At 39.1% G+C, this 25,069-nt stretch carries 20 protein-coding genes; 6 read left to right on the plus strand and 14 right to left on the minus strand.

The genetic code is table 11. The annotated features are described in order from the left end of the window. Positions 1-127: 127 nt before the first annotated feature. From QUE03_RS04640 to QUE03_RS04650, 3 genes are all read right to left on the minus strand, one after another. A complete protein-coding gene (locus QUE03_RS04640; protein ID WP_286265607.1) occupies positions 128-364 on the minus strand; it encodes a hypothetical protein in 237 nt (78 codons plus the stop codon). A 368-nt stretch (positions 365-732) separates the two neighbouring features. Further along, positions 733-5,157, minus strand: a complete 4,425-nt coding sequence (locus tag QUE03_RS04645) for an EAL domain-containing protein (protein ID WP_286265608.1) — start codon at positions 5,155-5,157, stop codon at positions 733-735. Between the two features lie 239 nt (positions 5,158-5,396). Then, on the minus strand, positions 5,397-8,189 hold the full coding sequence (locus tag QUE03_RS04650) for an insulinase family protein (protein ID WP_286265609.1): 2,793 nt from the start codon (positions 8,187-8,189) through the stop codon (positions 5,397-5,399). Between the two features lie 248 nt (positions 8,190-8,437). On the opposite strand from QUE03_RS04650, the gene sixA reads away from it, so the two are divergent. Beyond that, entirely contained in the window at positions 8,438-8,914 is a 477-nt protein-coding gene (gene sixA / locus QUE03_RS04655) for a phosphohistidine phosphatase SixA (protein WP_286265610.1), read from the plus strand. Between the two features lie 23 nt (positions 8,915-8,937). Here the strand turns inward: sixA and smrB are convergent, their stop codons facing one another. Next, entirely contained in the window at positions 8,938-9,468 is a 531-nt protein-coding gene (smrB, locus tag QUE03_RS04660; RefSeq protein WP_286265611.1) for an endonuclease SmrB, read from the minus strand. 176 nt (positions 9,469-9,644) lie between these two features. On the opposite strand from smrB, the gene prmB reads away from it, so the two are divergent. The 5 genes from prmB (at position 9,645) to QUE03_RS04685 (ending at position 15,094) form a co-directional block, all read left to right on the plus strand. Beyond that, complete coding sequence (gene prmB, locus QUE03_RS04665; protein ID WP_286265612.1) at positions 9,645-10,580, plus strand: 50S ribosomal protein L3 N(5)-glutamine methyltransferase; 936 nt, start codon at positions 9,645-9,647, stop codon at positions 10,578-10,580. 10 nt (positions 10,581-10,590) lie between these two features. Beyond that, on the plus strand, positions 10,591-11,676 hold the full coding sequence (aroC, locus tag QUE03_RS04670; RefSeq protein WP_286265613.1) for a chorismate synthase: 1,086 nt from the start codon (positions 10,591-10,593) through the stop codon (positions 11,674-11,676). A gap of 108 nt (positions 11,677-11,784) precedes the next feature. Then, positions 11,785-12,933, plus strand: a complete 1,149-nt coding sequence (locus QUE03_RS04675) for an MFS transporter (RefSeq protein ID WP_286265615.1) — start codon at positions 11,785-11,787, stop codon at positions 12,931-12,933. Between the two features lie 496 nt (positions 12,934-13,429). Beyond that, positions 13,430-14,350: a hypothetical protein gene (locus tag QUE03_RS04680; RefSeq protein WP_286265616.1), complete on the plus strand. Its 921-nt coding sequence runs from the start codon at positions 13,430-13,432 to the stop codon at positions 14,348-14,350. A 126-nt stretch (positions 14,351-14,476) separates the two neighbouring features. Beyond that, positions 14,477-15,094, plus strand: a complete 618-nt coding sequence (locus tag QUE03_RS04685; protein ID WP_286265618.1) for a hypothetical protein — start codon at positions 14,477-14,479, stop codon at positions 15,092-15,094. Between the two features lie 100 nt (positions 15,095-15,194). On the opposite strand, the gene QUE03_RS04690 is transcribed toward QUE03_RS04685, so the two are convergent. The 10 genes from QUE03_RS04690 to mrdA form a co-directional block, all read right to left on the minus strand. Then, the gene (locus QUE03_RS04690; RefSeq protein ID WP_286265620.1) at positions 15,195-16,157 is read right to left on the minus strand and encodes a LysR substrate-binding domain-containing protein; all 963 of its coding nucleotides are present in this window, start codon (positions 16,155-16,157) and stop codon (positions 15,195-15,197) included. A 139-nt stretch (positions 16,158-16,296) separates the two neighbouring features. Beyond that, positions 16,297-16,743: a thermonuclease family protein gene (locus QUE03_RS04695; protein WP_286265622.1), complete on the minus strand. Its 447-nt coding sequence runs from the start codon at positions 16,741-16,743 to the stop codon at positions 16,297-16,299. Between the two features lie 100 nt (positions 16,744-16,843). Then, entirely contained in the window at positions 16,844-17,812 is a 969-nt protein-coding gene (gene lipA, locus QUE03_RS04700) for a lipoyl synthase (RefSeq protein WP_286265625.1), read from the minus strand. Beyond that, positions 17,802-18,425 carry a lipoyl(octanoyl) transferase LipB gene (gene lipB / locus QUE03_RS04705; RefSeq protein WP_434020146.1) on the minus strand — a complete coding sequence of 208 codons (624 nt, stop codon included), beginning with the start codon at positions 18,423-18,425 and terminating at the stop codon, positions 17,802-17,804. Before lipB ends, lipA begins: the two co-directional genes overlap by 11 nt. A gap of 115 nt (positions 18,426-18,540) precedes the next feature. Further along, on the minus strand, positions 18,541-18,804 hold the full coding sequence (gene ybeD / locus QUE03_RS04710; RefSeq protein ID WP_286265629.1) for a DUF493 family protein YbeD: 264 nt from the start codon (positions 18,802-18,804) through the stop codon (positions 18,541-18,543). 15 nt (positions 18,805-18,819) lie between these two features. Next, entirely contained in the window at positions 18,820-19,671 is an 852-nt protein-coding gene (locus QUE03_RS04715) for a D-amino acid aminotransferase (RefSeq protein ID WP_286265631.1), read from the minus strand. A gap of 12 nt (positions 19,672-19,683) precedes the next feature. Then, on the minus strand, positions 19,684-20,820 hold the full coding sequence (locus tag QUE03_RS04720; protein ID WP_286267754.1) for a D-alanyl-D-alanine carboxypeptidase family protein: 1,137 nt from the start codon (positions 20,818-20,820) through the stop codon (positions 19,684-19,686). Positions 20,821-21,061: 241 nt separating this feature from the next. Beyond that, positions 21,062-21,943, minus strand: a complete 882-nt coding sequence (locus QUE03_RS04725) for a septal ring lytic transglycosylase RlpA family protein (RefSeq protein ID WP_286265633.1) — start codon at positions 21,941-21,943, stop codon at positions 21,062-21,064. 10 nt (positions 21,944-21,953) lie between these two features. Next, positions 21,954-23,069, minus strand: a complete 1,116-nt coding sequence (gene rodA / locus QUE03_RS04730) for a rod shape-determining protein RodA (RefSeq protein ID WP_286265635.1) — start codon at positions 23,067-23,069, stop codon at positions 21,954-21,956. Further along, the gene (mrdA, locus tag QUE03_RS04735) at positions 23,069-25,060 is read right to left on the minus strand and encodes a penicillin-binding protein 2 (protein ID WP_286265637.1); all 1,992 of its coding nucleotides are present in this window, start codon (positions 25,058-25,060) and stop codon (positions 23,069-23,071) included. Before mrdA ends, rodA begins: the two co-directional genes overlap by 1 nt. Positions 25,061-25,069: the final 9 nt, after the last annotated feature.

Here is a 25,069-nt window from a genome sequence, read left to right on the forward strand (position 1 = left end):
TCTACTGTCTAGAAGGTTACTTCCACCAGCGCGATGCTGGTACTTCTTTGAACTCAATGGCCGCAGCAATAGAGTTTTCTTTCGGCTCTGTAAATAATGATTTTATAAACTTAATCATAATTCCACCTTAAAGTTTTTTAGTACTTTTATTACGGTTTTCATTCACTCTTTCGAATGATAGTTTCTTAGTACTTTTATTACGGTTTTCATTCACTCTTTCGAAAGATAGTTTCTTAGTACTTTTATTTCTATTTTCATTTACTTGAACGAATTCAACTTTATTTGTATTTTCAATGCTTGAAGTTGCTGTAGCGTCAATTGGGCTTAATGTTGCAGTCAGTGACATAATAATTGTAGTTAGCATGTTCTTTCCTATTGTTTGTGAAATGATAAAACTATAGGCTTATTAGCTATTACTGTGCCAAGTTGCAAAGACCCCTTTTTGAAAGGGCTATATGGCCGTTATTTATGGATTAGTTTTGGAATAGCTTCGCAAAAATGGTTGATAGTCGAAAAATTGACTGTCTAGTTTAATGATAGAAGTTTAATTAAATAACTGTTTGAAAAGTAAATATTAAGGTTAACGACTCACGCTATAATAAAGCTCTTATGGGTAAAAAAGCGACTCTCGGTAATAATAATAAGTCAACTTAACTAATTCAACAATCATAATGCAAATTGAATGAACTGTTTTATCGATAGGTAAACGACAACATCTTATGTTTAAGTCGTTTAGTTTCGAATGAATGAAGTTGTCGATTGATCTGTGATTTGATAAGACAGCAGATATTTTTGAAATTCAGGCTCAGCAAGGGGCTTACTATATAAATAGCCCTGAAGCTGCTCACACGCTAATCCAGAGAGAAAGTTAAGTTGGTTGTTGTTCTCGACACCTTCGGCGACAACATGAAGGCCAAGGTTATGCGCAATGGTTACAATAGTAGCAACCATGTTTCGTCCTTGTTCTGAGATTTCAATATCATCAACAAATGCTTTATCGATTTTAAGCGTATTCAATGGGAATTTCTTCAGATAAGCAAGTGAAGAGTAGCCTGTGCCAAAATCGTCCAAAGATAAGTGTATTCCCATGGCTCTAATTTGTAGCATGGTGTCGATGGCTCTTTGTGGAGAGTCCATGACCGTCCCTTCGGTAATTTCCAATTCTAAGTATTTAGGTGCTAACCCACTTTCTTGTAACACGTGAGAGATCATGGAAACAAGATTCGGCTGAGTAAATTGAACGGCTGATAAATTCACCGCAACTCGACCTTCAAATAAGCCCGCGTCTACCCATTTCTTTGTGGCGTGACAGGCTTTTCTTAAGACAATTTCGCCGATGTCAATTATTTGACCTGTCTCCTCAGATACAGGAATAAAGACCAATGGACTGATGATGCCTTTAGAGGGGGTTTCAAAGCGTACAAGTGCCTCCATACCCGCAATTTTACCTGTGCTAATTTCAATTTTAGGTTGATAGAAAACAGAGAACAGATCATCTTTTAAGCCGTGCCTAATTAAGCTCTCAATTTGTAATCGTTTTACTGCCTGTTTATTCATTGAATCACTGAAAAACTGATATTTATTACCGCCATTGTCTTTGGCATGGTACATCGCCGTATCGGCATTTTTAAGCAGTTCTTGTGGTGTCGCTCCATCTTCGGGATAAAGTACGATTCCGATACTGGAATATAAAACGACTTCTTGATTTTTTAGTCTTAATGGTTGAGCAATAACGGATAATATTTGTTTAGCAACCGTGGTTATTGTATGGATATCATTGGTATTTTCAATAATAATACTAAATTCATCCCCTCCCAATCGGTAGACGATATTTTTTTTATTACCTAGCGAAAGCAGTCTTTTAGCGACTTCTATTAACAATAAATCGCCGACTTGGTGACCCATGGAATCATTTATTTTTTTGAAGTGATCTAAATCAAAAACCAATAACGCATGAGGCGTTTTGTTTTTTACTAAATGAAGTTGATTAGCTTGAAAGAATGATCGGTTTGGTAAGCCGGTTAAAGTATCTGAATTAGCTAACTTTCGTAATTCGGCTTCATTTTTCTTTCGAGAGGTGACATCAGAGAACACACTTACGAAATGAGATATGTTACCACTTTCATCTCGAATAACATCTATAGATAAATCCGTATAATAAACCTCATTGTTCTCACGACGACTTTCGATTTCTCCGCGCCATGAACCATGAGTAATTAGATGTTTTTTAACGCCTTGAGTAAAGTTGTCTCCATAGCGTTCAAATTGTAACGGTTTACCCTGCATCCTACTTTTAGATTTGCCGGTTATTTCTACGTAGGCTTTGTTAACATCAACTATCATGAACTGACGATCATAAATAATTACGGCATCTGAAATGTTTTCAATACATTTCGCAAACAGTTTTAATCTTTCTTCTGCTTTCTTAATGTGGCTAATATCTTTTAGTGTACCGGTCATTCTGGTTGCGGTACCTTTGTCGTTACGATCAACAATTTTTCCGCGATCTAATACCCACATCCATTGTTCATTTTGATTTTTTACGCGGTATGTGGACTCATAATGCTCTGATTTTTGCTCAAAGTGATCATTTAAGGCTTCCTTAACTCTCGGGATATCATGTGGGTGAATATTAGTGTGTTCGGTACCAACGTTGCGCTTACCATCCTGTGGAAAGTCAAGTGTTCCCCAGATGTTAGAGCGAAATATTTTTCCGGTAACAATGTTCCAATCCCACATTTCATCGCCACTGCCCCAAAGTGACAGTTTCAATCGTTCTTCACTGGCTTTAATTTGCAAATGATAAAGACGTTTATGGCGGAATTGCTGCAGGACATAGAGGCCACATAAAAAAATGATCAAACCGTATATTAATAACGCGCTATGACTCAGCCACCAAGGAGGGAGGACCTCTATTTCTATTTGTGTTCTAGTAGTATTGTCAGGGCGATGCATATTATAGGCTTCAAGCTCAAATATGTAATCACCAGGTGACAATGCGCTATATGTTGCTCTGCGGTTATTATGATCAGTTACAAGCCATTTTGAGTCTAAGCCAAGTAGCCTGTATCTATACTTGACTTGGCTTGGAAGGTTTACGTTTGGAACAATAAAGTCAAAACTTAACGGGAATAAATCATGCCTAAACTGAAGTTTCTCTAGTTGTGATATGTTACTTGTAATAAAAAACGTGTTTTGCTCATTTACCTTTGTGATATCTGTAGTAGGGGCTTGATTGGCAGCATACACTCCTGTTAGTTTTGGAGAGGCTATTTCAACGGACGAATTTAATGCTATTTCAGGGAAAAACTTTACTGCACCTTGAATACTACCAAAATAAATATCACCTGCTCTTGTTTTCAATACTGATTTTGTGACAAATTGCTCATTGTCGATACCGTAATCACTATCAAAATTTCGGACCGTAGCCAATCTAGGGTTGATAGAGGATATACCTCTGTTCGTTGAAAACCATAAATTATTTTCGTTGTCTATTATAACCGACTCTACTGAAACGTTTTTTAAACCATTAGACTCGGTAATATGCTGAACACTATTACTGTCTAAATTAATTAACAAAATACCTTCTTGCTCTGAGATTAACCAAATCCAATTGTCGCTATTAATAATTAATTTTGTCTCGAAATTGGTTTCAGCAAGTTGATAAATGTTCTCGGTAACGTCGCTTTCGGGGGAATACAGGTATATTCGATTGGATTGAGTTATAGCGATTACTTTGTTATCACTAGCATGGTTGATGCTGGTAACAGGATCATTTTCGAAACTGTTTGACTTAAAAGATTTTTCTATATAGTTATAACATCGAAGATTTTTGATTGAGCTGATGTAACATAAATTTTGATCAATTAAATAATTCGAATTGAAGTATGGAAATTGTGATTCACTTTTCCATAAAGGGTGTCTTTCTAATTCTCTGGATTTAAGTGAATAAACAAAAAGCTCTTCATTTAGGGTATCGAGAACCAACTTGTTGCGATGAGTATGAATTTGAGAAATACGTATTGGGTCGTTAAAATTAGTCTTTTTAACTCCATGCTCTCTAATGGAGTATAGTTCTCCATCTTCATTAGCAAACCATATTACATTTTCTGCAGTTGACTCTGCTATGGATACTATTCTCTTATTTTTGAGTTCAGTGGATTTCAATTCATTGTTGAAAATTGATTTTGAAGGAGTGTAAATATATATCCCACCACCATAGCTAGATATCAATATTTGTCCTGCATAACTTTTATAAATGGACGTTATCCAATAATCAGGTAAATTGGCGGTAGTATCGTCATTTGAAGCTATTTTTTTTACTGAGAAGTCCGTTATCTTTACTTGATTTAGTCCTTCACGTGTTCCTAACCATACGATCTCTTCATCAAATTCTTGAATAGCCCTAATTTCGTTTGAAAGTAATAACTGGTTGGTATTACGAGTATTCAAATGCCTTATAAGTTCATAGTCTGAATTGACTATATATAGGCCATTGTCTGTGGCAAGCCAGTAATTTTCTCCAATAATCTTAAAATCATAGAGGGTATTAGCGTTAATATTGATTGGCCAAATGCTCGTCGTGATATCATTATGTCGTATATTTTCAGCATTACTAAAACTTTTATTGGCTAAATAAATACCATTACCGAATGAGCCAAACCAATAATTATTATTATCGTCTTGGGCAAGGGTCTTAATTTCTGTAATTTGACCTTCATAACCTCTAATTTTGACTTTCTTAAAATTATTATTATCAGGATCATAGATTTGGACTCCTTTATCTGTTGAAATAAAGAGCGTTCCATTGTTATCTTCAAAGATATCTAAAATAATATTATCTAAAAGTGAGTATTCTTGACTGGGCTGATGAGTAAAATTATCAAAATTGTCCAACTCAACATTGTAACGGCTTAAACCATTGTGAGTACCGACCCATAATTGATCATTACTATCGACTAAAAGCGCCCGAACTAAGTTATTAGCAATAGAGTTTGGAAGATCGTCATTATGACGGTATTCAACAAACTCAGCTCCATCGAATCTATTTAATCCTTCATATGTCGCGACCCAAATAAAACCAGAGCTGTCTTGAACAATAGAGAAAATATCACTATTTGAAAGACCATCTGAAACAGAAATTTGGCTTAGCTTCAATAGATTAGCTTGTTCTACTGCGTGTGAATATTGGTTGAATAGAAATAATGGTACAAGCAGAACCCATAAGGCTTTACTCGCAAAGAATCTAAGCAAAAATTTGGAAATGTGAAACAGCACTAATTCAACCTAAAGCCATGTATCGGCATATTATAATTATTATTTTACTAATCCATTTAATGTGATGGGCACCAGTAAGTCAACAAGAGCGTACCTTTATATAGTTGATATCGACAGAATTAGAATTTTCTTTTGCATTTTACGGTAAATTTTTGGCAATTTTCTATGATTTTTCCTTTTAGCTGGCTTTTCACGCTAAAGTCATCAATGTTATCTTCGGATGAAACCAACGTTACTCTATTCTGATAACCACTAACTGTAGTCAATTTTTGATTATCGGCAATAAAGTGCTCTAAATCGCTTCGTTGTACCTTGGTTATAGCCTCAATCATTTTCTTTTTATGATCAAATTCATTGTCTTGATTGCAAATTGAACCCCAGAAACGTTGGCTTTTGATACGTAAACTCGAGTCTTTTTCCATTAGTTGACCTGCCAGCCCCTCTTTGAGCGTTGACCACTGCTGCTCAGGAATATTGGCAACTTTTGAGCGCCAGTGCTCTATGAATAAATTCATTTCGGACACCAGCTTTTCAGGTTTGATGTTTGGCGACTGAATATAGAAAGCAAGGCCAGGGTACCTATTTATTGGGACATAACCAACGTTAACCAGATAACCATATTGTTTCTCTGTCCTCATTTCTTCAAAAAACAAAGGAGCTAACAAGTGACTAACTAACATAATTAACGCGGTTGATTTTAGGTCTTTGTCTTTATTAGGGTAATAAATAACGGCCGCATGATCATGTTTTGGCATATGTACAGGCACTAATATTTCATTTAAGTCAGAGATATCTATAACGGGGCATTGCACTTGATTCACCGCATGGTGGTTATTTTTAAATGTCTCATCAAGAAGATACGCGATATTTGTTGCTTGATCTTTAAGCCAATTCCCATGTATGAGTGCATCAATTGTAATTTGCTTGAATAATTGTGTTGAGTAATCACAGAATTTTTCGAAGGTGACAGCGTTCAATGCATCATATAAATGCGACGAAGGCGGGTTATTGGGCTGCATTAATGAGCTTAACGTTGAAAACAATTGCGAAATAGATTTACTCTTATCAGCATTTCGCCAGTGTTCTAACAACTGCACTTTGATAAGTTCAAAACGCTGTACAGGTACATCAAAGTGTTGAATGTCGGCAAGTAATTTTTCTAATAATTTAGGTTGGTTTGCACATATGCCTGACAACTGTAAAGTCATTCCACCTTGATGAGAATATAAATGATAGTGAATACCAGCTAATTCTGCATCGTAATGTTTTTCTATAACTGAGTCAGTGTAAAGCTCAACAAATAGTCGAGTCATGGCAATGTTTTCAATACTGGCAACGGATATTGGTGAATCAATGCCTATGTACATATAGCCTTTAGGAACTTTAAAAGTAGTGTCTTGCTTAAACCATACTTTTAGCCCGTCATGATCATAGATAACTTCCGGTAGCAATGTTTGTTCTTTGTGGGGGTATACTTTTGGTGCTCTGATGATGTAAGAGTTTTTTGCAGGAAGCTGTAACTCTTCGTGCAAATCAATATTTTCCCAATGCGATAATTGAGTTGGTGAAATGTCGGATTGACGATAAGGCACTTGATACCAAAAACTGGTTTTGTCAGTTTCAAATTCCTGGCCAACTCTTATTATGCGGCAATTTTTAGGAGCCAAGAAAGTAAGTAGTCGATTGATTGATGTTTGACACAGTCCAGTCATGACATAGTCACCGTAAATATAATCTTCAACAGGGTAGTGCTGCATGTTGGTGACGAGTTGGCTGACCGAATCTAATGGTTTTAGCTTCTCCTGATATTGAAAAGATAATTCTGAAAGCGCATTTTTTTCTTGATAATAAAATTCAGCTATTGGCTTGTCGTTTAGAAGTTTGATGTAGCTGAATACGGCTTCAATGATTTGCTTGGTATGTTGCTCACCCGCTTCAGTTAACCTGATACTAATATTAAAGTCTTTAAAATTAGAACCATTAATACCAGATCCCGCTGTTAGTCCCATCGCCCAGTGATTTTTTTTGAATAATGATAGTAGACTCCCTGGCCCTTCATGACCTAATAGGTACGCGAGTACTGACTCAGGCTTGTGGCGATAGTATTCATCTATACTGGGCATTGCGAAACTGATAATCAATTGACGATCATTTTTCACCGGTGTCACGAATATCTCTTTTGCTAAATGCTCGGGTAAATAAAGTGACTCGGTAATTGTCGGCTGTGGTTGCTTTTTATCACTAATATCTGAAAAGTAATGTTCAACTAATTCTTGTAAGTGTTTTAATGAAAATGGTCCTTCTACCGCTAAAGTCATCAAGGTAGAACAATAATATTTTTTGAAAAAAGCGACCACGTCTTCCTGTACGCAACTTCTTTCGTTGTCTGCTAAGGTATCGATATTGCCTACAGAAAATTGCGCAAATGGGTGTGCTTGATTAATGGTTTCTTTATGAACGTCATAAAGGCGCCTAATATCATCTTTTAATTTTAGTTTAAACTCGGCATCAATGTTCTGGCGCTCAGATTTTACAAACTCTTTACTCAACAATGGTTCAATAAAAAAGCGGCTAAACCGGTCTAGTGCTTTGTCAAAATATTTATGCTGTATATCAAAGAAGTAACAGGTGTGCTCTGTGCCTGTCCATGCATTGTTGTGGCCACCGTATTGGCTAATAAATTTCTGATATTCGCTACCATCAGGGTATTTGTGCGTGCCAAGAAAAAGCATATGTTCAACAAAGTGGGCCAACCCTTGTCTGTCTTTAGGGTCATTAAAATGCCCCGCATTTACGGCAAGTGCAGCCGCAGCTTGGTCGCTTTCATTGTTTTCGACTAATAAAACCCTAAGCCCATTGGGTAGAGTTATCGCTTTGTAGCATTTGTGATCGTTAGGACTTTGCTTCAACACCCAGCTCCTATAAACACCAATTACAACAAAAAATAAGATTGTGTGTTTTTAAAAATAGATCAAATAGACGACAAAATGATCGTTTAGATAGTTCATTGTTTTTATTATAAATTACATTAAGCTAAATGCGTAGTCTATTATAATATTATAGATTATCAATATTATGACTTTGGTATTTAACATTATTCTATTACTATAGCCGCAAAATGTTATTAGGGTCCGCAAATAGAGTTGTGCGGAGAAGATAAATGCAGATTTTTATTATGCGACATGGCCAAGCAAGCTATAACGGTGAGTTAGATGCCATACGCCCTCTAACAGAGCAAGGAAAGCTAGAAGCAACACTAATGGCGGGCTGGATGATGAAAATGAATTTTATCCCAGATAGAATTTGGGTCAGCCCCTATAAACGTGCTCAACAAACCTGTCAGCAAGTCATTCAAAAGCTTACTTTTAATGATGCACCAGAAACAGTCAATATTATCACTCCCTCAGGTGTTGCAAATGATGTTCATGATTATATTGATGGTGACCTTGCAGTAAATCCGTGCCAAAAGTTGCTGATAATATCTCATATGCCGTTAGTGAGTTTTCTTGTTGGCGAATTATCAAGGCAGCAACAATCACCTATCTTTCAAACGGCTGGAGTGTGTGAAGTGGAATATGACCTGGCAACAATGACAGGTAATATTGTTCGCATGGTTGCACCAATCGACTTATGTTAAAAAAGTTGCTTTGGGTTATGTCGCTAATACTTATCTTTAATATCGATTAATACTAACAAAGCTCCGTCGCCACCGTACTCAAGTGGAGCTTGATGAAAAGCCATGACGTCGGGATGTTGCACCAACCAATGAGGGGTTTTGTTTTTCAACACTCGTCCGCCAATACCATGAACTATACACACGCACCTTACATGTTCTTTGTGACAGGCCTTAATTAGTGCTGCGATTTCTCTTTTTGCGTTATGCTGGTCTAACCCGTGCAAATCTAAAGTAAGTTCAGGATTATAGCTCCCACGGCGAAGGCTTTTAGCTTCAAAGCTGTCAACACCTTCAGCAACGTATTTCATTGGACCATTTTGTGGTAGGTTAGGTTCAAATTCATCTGAAAAATGAAACTCAGCCACTTGTTGAATCACTGATTTTTTGTCGATGATTGACTTTTTTAGTGGTCGACGAACAGGCATGACTTTATCTTGGGCGATAGGCTTTATTTTACCTATTGCCTCTTTAAACACTTTTTTGTCTTCGTTTGAAAGTAGATCTTTGAATTTCATATGCGGCAGTCTAGAGTCATCAAGTGTCAAAAACAAGCATGCAGGCGCTAAAATCAGCCAGCCTTGCCTGTGAAATAATAAATTTTAGGCTTTATTTGTTGATCTCAATGGAATTACTTTGTGTTAATCGGCGCAATAAAAGATAATATTGGCAAGCAGTTTTTCAGGTTTGAATAATGACAACACAAGCAATATTTACTCAATTACATACCGTTGAAGACTTTACTCGTTGGGCAGCCAGTGAGTTTAATCGAGCGGATTTGTATTTTGGCCACGGCACAGATAACGCGTGGGATGAAGCCATTGTGCTTGTCATGTTTGGACTGTCACTGCCGGTTTCTCTTTTTGAACAAACTAAAACTTGTAAAATTAGTGATGACGAAAAGCAGTATTTGATGGGATTGTTTGAGCAACGTATTGAAAAACAACTCCCAGCAGCTTACATAACAAATCAGGCCTCTTTTGCCGGTTTAAGCTTTTATGTTGATGAAAGTGTGCTTGTTCCGCGTTCGCCTATTGGGGAGCTTATAAATAATAAATTCGCGCCTTATGTCAGTGCTAACAAAAGTCCAAGTCGCATTCTTGATTTATGTACTGGCAGTGGCTGTATCGCGATAGCTTGTGCTTATGCATTTCCAGATGCTGAAATTGATGCTTTGGATTTATCATTAGATGCTTTAAATGTGGCGCAAATTAATATCGAAGGACATGGCTTACTCGAACAAGTTATTCCAATTCAATCTGACGTATTTTCTTCAATTGAACAGCAAAAGTATGATTTAATCGTTTCTAACCCGCCGTACGTTGACCAAGAAGACGTTGACAGTTTACCTGTTGAGTTTATGCACGAACCCGAAATTGGGTTAGGTTGCGGTCATGATGGTTTGGATATCGTCAGGGAAATATTGTCGCAAGCGGCAAGCCATTTGAATGATGAAGGTCTCCTGATCTGTGAAGTGGGTAATTCTCAAGTGCATTTAGAAGCACAGTACCCTGAAGTGCCTTTTAAATGGTTAACGTTTGAATATGGTGGTCATGGCGTGTTTTTACTGACAAAAGCACAATTAGAACAATACGCTGATATTTTTAATCAACGAACAGTAAAGAGATAGGTTTAGAGAGATGTCTGGTAATACCTTTGGAAAATTATTTACGGTAACCACTTTTGGCGAAAGTCATGGCTTAGGGTTAGGTGCAATTATTGATGGTTGCCCTCCTGGGCTTGAATTATCTGAGCTTGATCTACAGCTTGATTTGGATCGCAGAAAGCCAGGTACATCAAGGTATACTACAGCGCGTCGCGAAGCAGATGAAGTCAAAATCATGTCTGGCATATTTGAAGGGAAAACCACTGGTACGCCAATTGGTTTGGTGATTGCCAATACCGATCAACGCTCTAAAGATTACGGTAATATCGCAGAATCATTTAGACCAGGGCATGCTGATTATACCTATTGGCAAAAATACGGTATTCGTGACTACCGAGGCGGCGGTCGTTCTTCTGCTCGTGAAACCGCGATGCGCGTAGCAGCTGGTGCTGTCGCTAAAAAGTACTTAAAAGACAAACTCAATATAGAAATTAAGGGCTGTGTGACACAAATTGCTGATGTTAAAGCCGAAACATATGATTGGGACATTGTTGATACAAACCCATTCTTTTTTCCTGACGCCTCTAAACTCGACAAACTAGATGAAGTGTTACGCGATATTATTCGCCAAAAGGATTCTATTGGTGCCAAACTAACGGTTGTTGCTGAAAATGTACCTGTTGGCTTAGGTGAGCCCATTTTCGATCGCTTAGATGCCGATATTGCTCATGCGATGATGAGTATCAATGCGGTCAAAGCAGTTGAAATTGGCGATGGCTTTGAGGTAGTAAATCAAAAAGGCTCAGAGCATCGCGATGAAATAACACCGGAAGGTTTTAGCACCAATCATGCGGGCGGTGTATTAGGAGGGATTTCGTCAGGACAGCCTATTGTAGCCAATATCGCCTTAAAACCGACCTCTAGCATTGGTGTTTCTGGAAAAACTATTGATAAAGAGGGCAATGCGGCTGACATCATCACTAAAGGTCGTCATGATCCTTGTGTGGGTATCCGCGCAGTGCCAATTGCTGAAGCGATGTTAGCGCTGACGTTGATGGATCATTTTTTACGAAATCGTGCACAAAACGCTGACGTTGTGTGTGATACACCTAAAGTATAATCACAACCTAATTTGGGGGCTTTGTTCATGATAATTTTAAATAACAAAGCCCGCGCTAAATTTAAACTTTTCGTCACATTAGGACTCACTCCTAACATTTTTTCCTGAATGTTTAATTCTTTCTTTAAACTATCCAACACTTATTTCTGGTACTTTTCTGTACTTGGTTTATTAGTGCCTTTCTTAGCGGTTTTTTTAGACGGGAAAGGGTTTAACTCTGTGGAAATTGGCGAAATGCTCGCCATTATTACCGCAACCAGAATATTCGGTCCTACGCTGTGGGCAATGTTTGCGGATAAGACAGGCAAGCAGTTACCTGTTATTCGGCTAGGGGCGTTACTTGCTTTTACCTCCTTTATGTTGATGTTTTTGGTGGACAGCTATTGGGGGATCACCATCGCGTTAGCATTATTTAGCCTATTTTGGACGGCGATTTTACCTCAACTTGAAGTCATGACTTTAGCAAGTATACGGCGTAGTCCCAAAATTTATGCGCGAATAAGGCTTTGGGGCAGCGTTGGCTTTATTGCACTTGCCGTTATGGCGAGTGAATTGATTGAACGCTTTTCATCGGATACCTTTATTACTATTGGCGCATTAATTCTTTTTACATTATGGTTGTCAACACTTTGGCATAAACAGCCTAAGCATATCAAAGCCGCCATTAAACCAACAGGTTCTATTTATAAACGGTTGGTGACACCTACATTCATCTTTTTCTTTTTGGCGGGCTTAATGCTGCAAATCAGTTTTGGTCCCTATTATGCTTTTTTTGGTCTACTGATTCGTCAACTTGATTACCCTGGCTATGCGATAGGTCTTTTTATCTCTATCGGCGTATTAGCCGAAATCGGTATCTTCATTATTGCTGGTAGGTTATTTCAGCTCTTTAGTATTAAAACATTGCTGATTTTTAGTATTTTGATTACCGCTCTGAGGTGGTATTTAACCGGTAATTTTGGCGATGTTGCGATAATGTTAGTGATTGCTCAAATCATTCATGCAGCAAGCTTTGGCCTATACCACAGTGCCAGCATGCAATTTATACAGCAACATTTTGCTTCGAATCAGCAAAATAGGGGACAGGCCATATATATCGGTGGTGTTTACGGTATTGGTGGCGCGATAGGAGCTTACATGGCGGGCATTTTGTGGCTCGATGGAGCCGGTGCTACTAATGCTTATGTTACTTCGGCATCTGTGGCTATCGTTGGAGCTATTTTTGCCTTATTCGTATCTACAAAAAACAGTCGTTAATAACCTTTTAGGCTATTGGTTTAATACTGGTTCTTATATTTTGCATATTCACTATCTTTCATTAATTTATGCCCAGCTCGTGCTACGTATTTTGTCCAAATCAGCATGATTTATTGTTCTTGTTGGCTTAAATGTGCCCGCTTTATATTTGAATATCTTAAAGATAGTAAGAAATGGTGGTGAAAAATGATATTTATAATTAAGTCTTTTACTTTTAAGTGTTTACAGTTTTCGTGACTAGAGCTGAATATTGTAAACACGCATAAAATCTGTTGTTGTACCTCTGCAACACACTATTCTTCTCGCCTAATACTCAACTACCTTTTTCAACAGACAACTTTTATCAGATCGACTTCCTGTTACTCGGTGTAATTTCTGTTACTTATCAATTTCATTGATATATAGGCTGTTTTTTATTGATTTTTTATTTGTGCACTCGTCCTCTAAATTATTACTCAAGCAAAACGAATTATAAATTTACAACTTAGGTGACAACATGAAAAAACTAGCTTTATCCGTATTAATCAGCTCCTTGTTAGCAACTAATGCGTTTGCAAATGACAACACTGAAGTAGCGTCATCATCAGATCATTTAGGCGCTACAGTACAGTCTGAACAAACAGGTAACAACCAGCAGTTAACTGAGGCAGAGTTAGCCGAAATGCAAAAGAAATTGAATAACCCGCTTGCAGATTTGTGGTTACTGTTTACTCAAAACGATTACACCAGCTTCAAAGCGGCTGATGGAAATGACTACACAATGAATAGTTTTAAGTTTCAGCCGGTAATGTCGTTTGATATGACAGAAAACTATAACCTAATTCTACGACCTACGTTACAGCACAGCAGTATTGAAGCGCCGGGAATGGATAGAGAAAGTGGGCTGGGGGACTCCGGAGTGTTAGCGGCACTTGGGCCTAAAACGGATATCAATGGCTGGATCATTGGAGGGGGTGTTACATCAATGTTCCCAACAGCGAAAGAAGAATCAATGACTTTGATGGGCGCTGATCAAACTGCAGTAGGACCTGCGCTAATTGCTCTTAATATCGGTGAAGTGAATACATATGGCGCAGTAATTCAGCATTTTTCGGGGATCGGTAGTTCCAACAATGTTGATGAACATGGCAAAGAAGAAGATATCAACTTAACGGATATTCAATATGTATATCGCCACAAAATTGGTCCTGCCACACAAATAGGTTTTGCACCGAATATTCAAGTGGATTGGAATAAAGAAGGCAGTGATCGATTCTCGATTCCAGTTGGTATTGGTATTGATACCATCACCAAGATTGGAAAACTGCCAGTACGCTTAGGAATTGAAGCTTACCACTACATTGAACAAAACGATCAATTTGGTCCTGATTATGGTATCCGTATTTTTGCTATTCCAGTTGTACCGAAACTTTTCTAAATAATTTCAATAAGGTTTTATAGGTGGCGGCTACTTTACCCCATTGCCGCTGCCTACTTTCAATTTATGGGTAGTGATAACTTAACTCCAATTTCGCTACTCCTTTTTATTTATTAAGGCATTATTATGAAAAAAATAAATTACTTACCAGTGTGCGTTGCTTTATTAACAGCTGGCTTAGGTTTCGCATCGAATGCTGCCCAGTCTAATGAGTTTTCCTATTCGTATATAGAAGTTTCAGGTGTGCAGGCAAAAATTGACAAATTAGAAGGAGAAGAATTGTCGGGCTATAGTGTTACTAGCTCTGTTGCTCTTGGTGAAAATGCTTACTTTCGCATGAAATATACAGATGCGGATGACAACATTAATATTCAAGGTGTGAATCAAAATGTAGATATGCAAGATTATTTAATTGGCTTTGGCATTCATTATAAGCTATCTGATAATTCGGATTGGTTTGCTGAGCTTGCTCAAGAGCGAAATGACGGTGAATTCTACTGTGAAGACGGTGACGGTGATGATAATTTATTTGGCTACAGCGCGGCAGCTGGGGTTCGTTCTATGCCTTTTGCCAACGTAGAGTTGGCAGCGAGGGTTAAATACTTCCATAATGGCGATGAAAATGAAATTTCTGCGCAAGTTGGTGCTTACTATGAGCTTATTAACAACCTTGCAATCGGCGTTGATTATAAGTTAGGCGAAAATACAGATATTCTTGCGGCTAACCTAAGGTACACATTTTAAAATTTCGTAAGTCGCAAGTAAATTGATAAGACCAACATTACTATGTTGGTTTTTTCTTGAAAATTTAAGCTGTTAAGGTAAGCAGCATTATAACTTAATACTACTTAACAGAAGTCTGAGCTATCACTGAAGATTGTCGTGTAATAAACTCTCTAAGCCAACGATGGCTTGGTTCATTATGATTATTAGCAAACCAATTCATATAGGTGACAAATTCATTGCATTCAAAAGGAGGTTCAAAAATTAATACTTCACCATAATCTGATAAAACATGAATAACATGCTCAGGTACTATGGTGATCATGTCGGATTGGCTTACTGTTGCTAATATGCCCAGTAAAGATGAACCTTGATAGCCAATTTTAATGTTCTTTAATTCTTCAGGTGATGTCTTAAGAAACAGATCTGAAAAGGTTTGCTTATCGCCATGTGATAAGTATACCGCCATTTTCTCATTTAAAAACTCGCTTAAAGTAATGGATGTTTTATGCTGCAGGCGAGTGTGATCTTTTCTTGCTACCACAATGAATTTTTCTCGAATTAATTCATCAAAATAAAAGTCAGGGTGTTCGATAGGTTTATAGTCGATATGAACATCTATTTGTCTTTCTCTAAGGAGCTTATCAGGCCCATCTTTATAGTTAGAATGTACTTCAAGTAAAGAGTTTGGCGACTCTATATCTAGTTGAGCAATAAAATCAGCTACCATGGTCTGCTCTGCGTGGCTATACACATTTAATTTGTAAGTTACCGATGATAGTAATGGATCAAATGTTTTTGTGGCCGGGAAAGTGTTAGAAATTAATGATAAGGCTTGTTCAAGTTCCGCCCGTATGGCCAGTGCTTTTTCTGTAGGTATCATGGTTCTACCTTGTCGAACAAACAAGGCGTCACAGTATAAGGTGCGTAAGCGCTGTAGTGCCATAGACACAGCAGGCTGTGTCATGTTTAGCTTCTTGGCCGTGTTGGTTAGGTTAGGTTCTTTAATTAATTCAACAAGTATATTGATTAAATTTAGGTCAACTTTACGTAAATTAGTGGCCAATTGAGGTTTCCGACACATACGATAAGGTAATACTGTCGATACTAGCAAAGTCTAGATACATCAACAACGCGTGGAGAGTATTGCAATGTAACAGTTTGTGGGACATGAAGAAGAAACGTTAAATGGGCTGTTGTCACTGAGCCTCGTCAAAAAAATACTAATTTTTACTAAATTTACACCAACTTTGCTTAGTGCCAGCACGGTATTCATAAGCAAGCTGCTCGGAAATAAGTTTGTCGCCCAAGCTTTCACCGTCGATATAAACATCGGCAATTAGCCTAAAATATTTACCTCGTTGAATATTTTTGAGCTCGATATTCTTGCCCGATCTTAACGCACTGACAGTAAACTGCTTTGCCTTTTTAGCCAGTTTTTTTTCTTCGGCACATTTGCCTCGTATTTCCGGGGTATCTATACCTTTGATCCTAATCGGGATATTGTCGCCTATTACCGCAGGGTACCCGATGATACTAACGCGAAAAGTATCGCCGTCATAAATAGAGTTGACCTTTTCAACGATGACTTGTGGGTAATCTTTTGCCACAACAAATGTGCTTATTGTGATGATGAACCACAAAGCGATGAATGATAAATAATGCTTCATTTTATCGATTACTAACTGGAGAAATTTAGGACAATAAAAAAGGTCAATAAAAGCGTACTTATATTAACCTTTCTGATTAAACGGGCACAAATAATGAGTATTATTTCACTTCTTCGCCAGCCGCTTGTTTGTCAGCGTGATAACTAGAGCGTACGAGTGGACCACAAGCGGCATGTTTAAAGCCCATTTTGTCTGCTTCTGCTTTGAACATATCAAACTCATCTGGATGAACGTAACGCTCAACCGGCAAGTGATGCTTACTTGGTTGTAGGTATTGACCTATGGTTAGCATGGTTACGCCGTGAGCACGTAAATCTTGCATCACTTGCAAGATCTCTTCGTTGGTTTCGCCTAAGCCGACCATTAAACCAGACTTGGTTGGCACGTCTGGGTTCGCTTCGCCAAATTTTTTCAGTAAATCGAGTGACCACTGATAATTAGCACCTGGTCTCGCTTTGGTATATAAACGCGGGGCTGTTTCTAAGTTATGGTTAAATACATGCGGCGGATTGGCATTTAAAATTTCTAATGCTCTGTCCATACGACCACGAAAATCAGGGACTAAAATTTCAACTTTAGTGTTTGGCGCATGTTCACTGATCTGTGAAATACAGTCGGCAAATTGTTGGGCACCGCCATCTCGTAAGTCGTCTCGATCAACGGAGGTGATCACCACATACTTTAGTGCCATGTCTTTAAGCGTCAGTGCTAACTTTTCAGGCTCATTAGCATCAGGCGCTAAAGGACGACCATGACCGACATCGCAAAATGGGCAACGACGTGTACAAATATCGCCTAGGATCATGAACGTAGCTGTACCATGATTAAAACATTCTGATAGGTTAGGGCATGATGCTTCTTCACACACTGAATGTAAGTTATGTTTACGAAGCGATGACTTTATATGATCAATGCGCTCAGTCGTGCGAGGTAACTTAATACGTAACCATTCAGGTTTACGCAACATTTTTTCACGCTCTGAAGTCACTACTTTAATTGGGATGTGTGCCATTTTCTCGGCATCCCTTAATTTAGTGCCGGGAGCAATACGTGAAGATTTAGTGGTCATCTGTTTGTTCCAATCCTGTTTGGTAGCGAACATCGCTCGCTTCTAGCAATTTAATTAAATGTTTTTCTAACGCATGGCCTGCATCTGATACTGTGCTAGGGCCGTTGAGATCTTTAGTTTGCACCATTTCCAATCCTGCATAACCACAAGGGTTAATCCTAAGAAAGGGGGATAAATCCATATCGACGTTTAGCGCTAAACCATGAAATGAGCAACCTTTACGAACTCTTAAGCCCAATGATGCGACTTTTTTCTCGTCAACGTATACGCCGGGCGCGTCTGGTTTCGCATAAGCGGAGATATTATAGTCAGCGAGTGCAGCAACAATACTGTTTTCGATCAAAGTCACTAGCTGACGTACGCCAATTTTTCGTCGTCGCAAGTTAATCATGAAATAGACAACTTGCTGTCCAGGGCCGTGATAGGTAACTTGCCCACCTCGATCAACCTTAACTACCGGAATATCACCGGGCATGAGTAAATGTTCTTCTTTGCCCGCTTGTCCTTGAGTAAATACCGGAGGATGCTCAACAAACCAAAGTTCATCAGCGTCTTTTTCAGTACGATTATCAGTAAAATTCTGCATTGCTTGCCAAACACTGGTGTAATCCATTTGGGCAAGTTGTCGAATGATTAACGTATTTTGCAATCTAATTACTCATTTTATTCGGTAACTACTATTATATCGAAAGATAGAACGGGTTTACATCATAGTATTTCAAAGCGGACTATAGTACGTAACGGACTTCTTCGATTGCCGTTAATGTTTTATAAATCATTTCAATATGATCCTTACTAGTCACTCGTACCGCGATAGACACTGAATGATAATTACCTTTTGAACTAGGCTTGATTTTCGGGGTGTAATCACCGGGAGTATGTTTTTGCAATTCTGCGATGATGAGATCCGGTAAATGATCACAAGCGACGCCCATGACTTTAAAATTAAGGACTGTTGGAAACTCTAGTAATTCATCAAATTTCGTTTGCATGCTTTTTCTCGTCAATTATGAACCGGTTAAACGTCGCTTAAATGCTTGAAATAACTGATGCATTTTTGCAGTCACGGGCCCAATGGTACCTTTAGCTACTATTTTATCATCAATCTGGGTGACAGGGCTAATTTCTCGAGACGAACTAGATAGCCAAATTTCATCTGCATCGAGCAGTTGTTCAACCGTGATATTTTGTTGAATTACCTTTATGGAGGCATTTTCGGCAATTTCAATAATTACCTCTCGTGTAATGCCCGCTAAGATATATTGGTTCGCTATAGGTGTGTAGATAATGCCATTTTTTACCATAAAAACATTTGAGGTTGTGCCTTCGCTTATAATATTTTCGCGGCGCAATATCGCTTCTTCATAACCCGCTTGTGAGGCTTGTTGCTTGAGCATCACGTTCCCTAGCAAGGCCGTTGTCTTTATAAAGCAATTTTTCCAGCGAATATCGGGCAACAAGGTGGTTTTTATCGGCGTAAGTGACGCAATTTCTGTGCTTAAGGGAGACACCATCATCAACACTGTCGGTTCAGTATCAGCTCGCCCGACATGATCTCGTTCTATTTCACTGCCGCGCGTTATTTGAATATATAGCGATAAGTTGCCGCCGTTATTCTTTTTGATCATCTGGTCAATCAAAGCATGCCAATACTTATCGCAATAATCCAGTTTCAGTGCAATAGCTTTAAGCGAATTTTGTAGTCTATCAAGATGATCTTGAGGGCGAAAAGGGCGAGATTGATAAATTGGAATGACTTCATATACGGCATCGCCAAATAAAAAGCCCCGATCATAGACCGAGACTTTCGCTTGTGATGCCGCTACAAACTTGCCATTCAAGAAGGATATCTGTGACATGGCGATCGGTTATTATTGTTCGAATTGTAGTTTGACGTAATCAACTAACCGGCTAAACATGCTGCCTTCATTAATTTCCTGCAATGTCACTAACGGATATTGAGCAACGTCTTCGCCGTCAAGTTGTAAAAAGAGTGTGCCTACTTGTTCGCCTTTAGTTACTGGCGCGGTAAGTTGTTTCGATAATTCAAAATTAGCTTCAAGCTTTTTACGTTGACCGCGTGGAATAGTGATAGGCGTGTCAACAAGGATACCTAAGTCGACTTCCTTTTTGTCACCCATCCAAACACGGTTTGAAGTTAGCTTTTCACCTGCTTGATATGGCGTGTAAGTTTCAAAGAAACGGAAACCATAATTTAACAATTTTTTACTTTCAACTTTACGCGCACGTTCGCTGTCTGCACCCATCACAACAGTGATCAAGCGCATGTCGTCTTTCGTGGCAGAGGTAACCAAGCTATAACCGGCCTTTGAGTGATAACCCGTTTTCATGCCATCGACATTTAAGCTTTTATCCCAAAGTAAACCATTACGGTTATATTGCTTGATATCGTTATAGGTAAATGACTTTTGCTTATAAAGAGCATATTCTTCAGGCACGTCTCGAATCAATGCAGCGGCTAACGTCGCCATATCGCGAGGTGTGGTGTAATGCTCTTTGCTGTGTAACCCGTGGCTGTTTTCGAAGTAACTGCTGTTCATACCTAGTTGTTGTGCATGAGCATTCATTAAATCGGCAAAAGCACTTTCGCTGCCTGCAATGTGCTCTGACATAGCGACACAAGCATCATTACCAGAAGCAACTACAATACCCTGGTTTAGCAAATCAACGCTAACCTCGGTGCCCACTTCTATAAACATTTTTGATGAATCTGGGAAGTTCTTCGCCCACGCCGTTTCGCTAATGGTGACAAGATCTGTTTTAGCAATGTTACCATCTTGCATTTCACGGCCGATGATGTAACTGGTCATCATTTTGGTTAAGCTGGCGGGCTCTAGCTGAGTATCCGCTTCATTAGAAGCAATCACTTTGCCGGTATTGTAATCCATCAGGATAAAGCCTTTGGCATTTACCTTAGGAGCATCAGGAACAATACTTATGCTTTGAGAAAATGCAGCGGCTGAGAATACGAGACCACCGAATATCATTAGAAGTTTATTGGATTTTTTAGCTATGAGTCCAGCTAATGGGTTTATCATAATTTTCCTTCGAAAAGCCAGTGATTAAAATTAAATTAAGCCTCACTCACTACATTTAACGACAAATGTGCAAGCGACTAAATAATATGACAGTTAGACTGTAAAAGGTTCAACTGTACAGACAAAAAATTGCCGTCAGTATATCATCTTAATGTGTAATTACTACGGTGCTAGCGCCCTATTGCTAAGGTTATTGTAATATTTTGCGACGATAAGCGTTTGGGTAACCAGACTGTTGCAGTGTTGTGATAATAGGCGTTAAGTTTTGTTGCTCTTTAAATGGGCCCAATTGCACTCTGAATAAGCCTTGATGGTGAGGTGTTATAACATTGTGTTGGTATTGTTTTTTGAGAATCATCGCCGTGTCTAGCGCCACTTTCTTACTTTTTGTCGCGAAGATTTGTATATAAATATTGCCCTGAGCAGATGTTGTTAATTTTGTACTCTGTGTTGTATTAACAGTGTTATTCGGAGCTGTCGGAGCTGTCGGTGCAGAGGAGGCGGCTTTTGTTTTTCGGTTCTTGTTTTGACTAAAAGCTATTGGATCGGTAATTGCGACAATACGGACATTTGCTGTACCTGTTTTTAGCATGTCTAATTTGTACGCTGCGCTGTAAGAGAGATCGATAACACGGTCTTGATGAAACGGTCCTCTATCGTTAGCACGAACAATGACATGTTTGCCATTATCAAGATTCGTCACTTCCAAGTATGTCGGCAGTGGTAGGCTCTTATGGGCTGCACTCATCGCATACATATCATATATTTCACCGTTAGAGGTTAAATGGCCGTGAAACTTTTTACCGTACCATGAAGCAATGCCCGTTTGTGTGAACCCTTCAGCGTCGTTGAGCACTTTATAGCTTTTGCCTCGAACGGTGTAATCTCTATTGCCACCACGACTTTTTTGTTCAACTCTAGGGACTGCATCTCGTAATTCGGTGCTTGATGGTAAACGAGTAGGGGTGCTGTCGTTAGCTTGCTGATAACGACCAAACTGACTTGAACAGCCGCTAAGTGCGATGGATAAAATCAAACATACGGTGTAAAAAAGGTGCGATGTCTTATTCATATTTTAGGAGTTAGCTAATAAATCGTCGGTGAGTACTAATACCCATCAGCATGCCAAATCCTGCCATTAATGTCACCATTGATGTGCCCCCGTAACTGACCAGTGGCAAAGGGACACCAACAACAGGCAATAAACCTGACACCATACCAATATTTACAAAGACATAAACAAAAAAGGTTAAGGTGATACTCCCAGCGAGTAGTTTAGTAAACGCTTCTTGTGCATTTGTTGCTATCCATAGACCGCGCATGACAATCGCAAGATAAACCAACAATAATAACGTAACGCCTACTAAGCCAAACTCTTCACTAAAAACCGCAAAAATAAAATCAGTATGTCGTTCGGGCAAAAATTCCAATTGAGACTGTGTACCTTGCAACCAACCTTTTCCTTGTAATCCGCCTGAGCCAATGGCGATTTTAGATTGAATAATATGATAGCCTGAGCCTAAAGGATCTTGTTCTGGATTTAAAAACGTCAGCACTCGTTGCTTTTGGTAGTCTTTCATCAAAAACATCCAAAAGATAGGTGTAAAGGCTGAGGCCAAACCGACGCAGGTGGCTATCAACTTCCAACTTGCTCCAGCCAGAAATATCACGAAGATGCCAGAGCTTGCGATCAGTAACGATGTGCCTAAATCTGGCTGTTTTGCGATCAGTAATGTTGGAATGAGTACTAGTATGAAAGCGGCAATAATATGAGGAATTTTTGCTGGTAAATCATATTGACTGATAAACCAAGCAATCATGATGGGGACGACCAATTTCATGATTTCTGAGGGCTGAAATTGCATAAAGCCTAAATTCAACCAACGCTGCGCCCCTTTACCAATAGTACCTACAAGCAGTACTGCGATGAGCATAATAAGGCCAGCGACAAACATTGGCACGGCCCACTTGCGAAATACCATGGGAGGAATTTGGGCAACAAATAGCATTACAATGAAGGCAACACCGATACGTCTTGCCTGTCTGATCACAAGATCTATATTTTGTCCGCCAGCACTATAAACAACAAAAAGGCCCAATATCATTAACGTGATGAGTCCGAGCAATAACGGCATATCTAGATGGAACTTTTGCCAAATATCGAGCTTTTTTTGTTGCTCTTGACCGTGACTTCTCATTAATGTCCGCCCATTTGATGATTATGATTAGATTGTTGGGCTTGTTGATATTGCTTGCCGTGCAAGGGATGAAGGCTCTCTGTGCTACTGGCGATCACGCGATTTCCGAAATACTGATCCATAATTTGCCTTGCTACAGGCGCTGCGTTTGTTGCCCCGCCGCCTTGTTCAACATTCTCAATGGCAACGGCGACCACGATTTCTGGTTTTTCATAAGGTGCAAAAGCGATAAACATCGCGTTATCACGTTTATTTTCTGCGGTTTTCTTCGCATCATACTTTTGATCTTGGGCAATACGGGCTACTTGCGCAGAGCCTGTTTTCCCCGCAGCGTCGTAGGTTGAACCTTTAAATGCGTTGTAGCCTGTTGCACCAACTTTTTGAACTGTGTTGTGCATAGCGTCAAGCACCAATCGCCAATTTTCAGGGTTTGATATCTCTATGGGGGGCATTTCTTCTATTTCGTAAGGTGTAGCACTGACTTTTGCGACATTGTTGTCACCTTGTTGCAAAAACTCAGTTTGTGATGTTGCCTTTAAGAAATGAGGTGGGCGTCTTTGACCTTCATTGACTAAGTTTGATAAGGCCTGCGCAAGCTGAAGTGGTGTTACCGTCCAATAGCTTTGGCCAATACCAACAGATATCGTTTCACCAGTATACCAAGGCTCATTATATCGCGCTCTTTTCCAACCTACACTAGGCAAAATCCCCGCGCTTTCTTCGTGAATATCGATACCGGTATAATCACCGAAACCAAACTTTTCCATCATGGTGCTGATTTTAGTGATGCCTAGTTTGTAGGCTAAGTCATAGAAATAGACATTACATGATTGTTCGATAGATTTTGTTAAATTTACCCAGCCGTGTCCCCATTTTTTCCAATCACGGTATTTGTTTTCTATGCCCTTTAACTGGTACCAGCCTGGATCCCAAATTCGCGTTTCCGGTGTAATGATGTTTTGCTCAAGCCCTAATAATGCTAAAAATGGCTTAACTGTTGATGCCGGTGGATAACCTTGAACAGAGCGATTTATTAAAGGCAAGTCTTTCGATTGCAGTAGTTTTTTGTAGTTTTTAGTGCTGATGCCATGAACAAACAAATTGCCGTCATAGCTTGGATTGGAGTACATGGCGAGCACGCCACCATCACGAGGATCTAATGCGACAATAGAGCCACGTTTTCCGGCAAGTGCACGTTTGGCAATCATTTGCAGCTCAATGTCTAATGTTAATGTGAGATCTTTCCCAGGTGTCGGCGGAGTGAAGTCGAGTGTACGTATAACACGGCCTTGGTTATTAATTTCTACTTCTTGGTGGCCAATGGTGCCGTGGAGAATATCTTCATAGTAACGCTCTAATCCCAGCTTGCCTATCTCTCTGGTTGCGGCATAGTTTTCGGCCTTACCGCTGGCTTCAAGTTTGTTAGCATCTTTTCGATTAATCCTAGCAACGTAACCAAGATTATGAGTGGTTAAATCGGCAAAAGGATAATAGCGTTTTAAACGAGCATCAATGAATACACCTGGAAACTTATGTTGATTTACCGAGAAAAGGGCTACCTGCTGATCGCTTAATCTAGAGTGGAGTTCTACCGGTTTAAAACGGCGTTTGCCTTTAATTGATTTAAAAAATGTTGCTTGTTTTTCCTCACTGATACTCAGTAGGTTACTCACGGCTTTAATCGTTTCTTCAATGTCTTCTACATCTTCGGGAATAATTTCCAGAGAATATATCGGTTTATTCTCCGCCAACAATACCCCGTTTCTATCATAAATGAGGCCACGATTGGGCGCCACAGGTAATAATTTTATTCGGTTGCTGTTAGAGCGAGTTTGGTATTTTTCAAAACTATTAACTTCAAGGTTATAAACATTACTAAACAAGATAATGAGCATAACAAGCACGCCAATAAAGGCAATAAATGTGCGGCGAGCAAATAGGTTTGCTTCTGCGGTGTGGTTTTTTATGCTGACGCGTTTAGTTTTAACCATCTCAGTCGA

This window comes from Thalassotalea atypica (genome assembly GCF_030295975.1).
GTDB lineage: Bacteria > Pseudomonadota > Gammaproteobacteria > Enterobacterales > Alteromonadaceae > Thalassotalea_F > Thalassotalea_F atypica.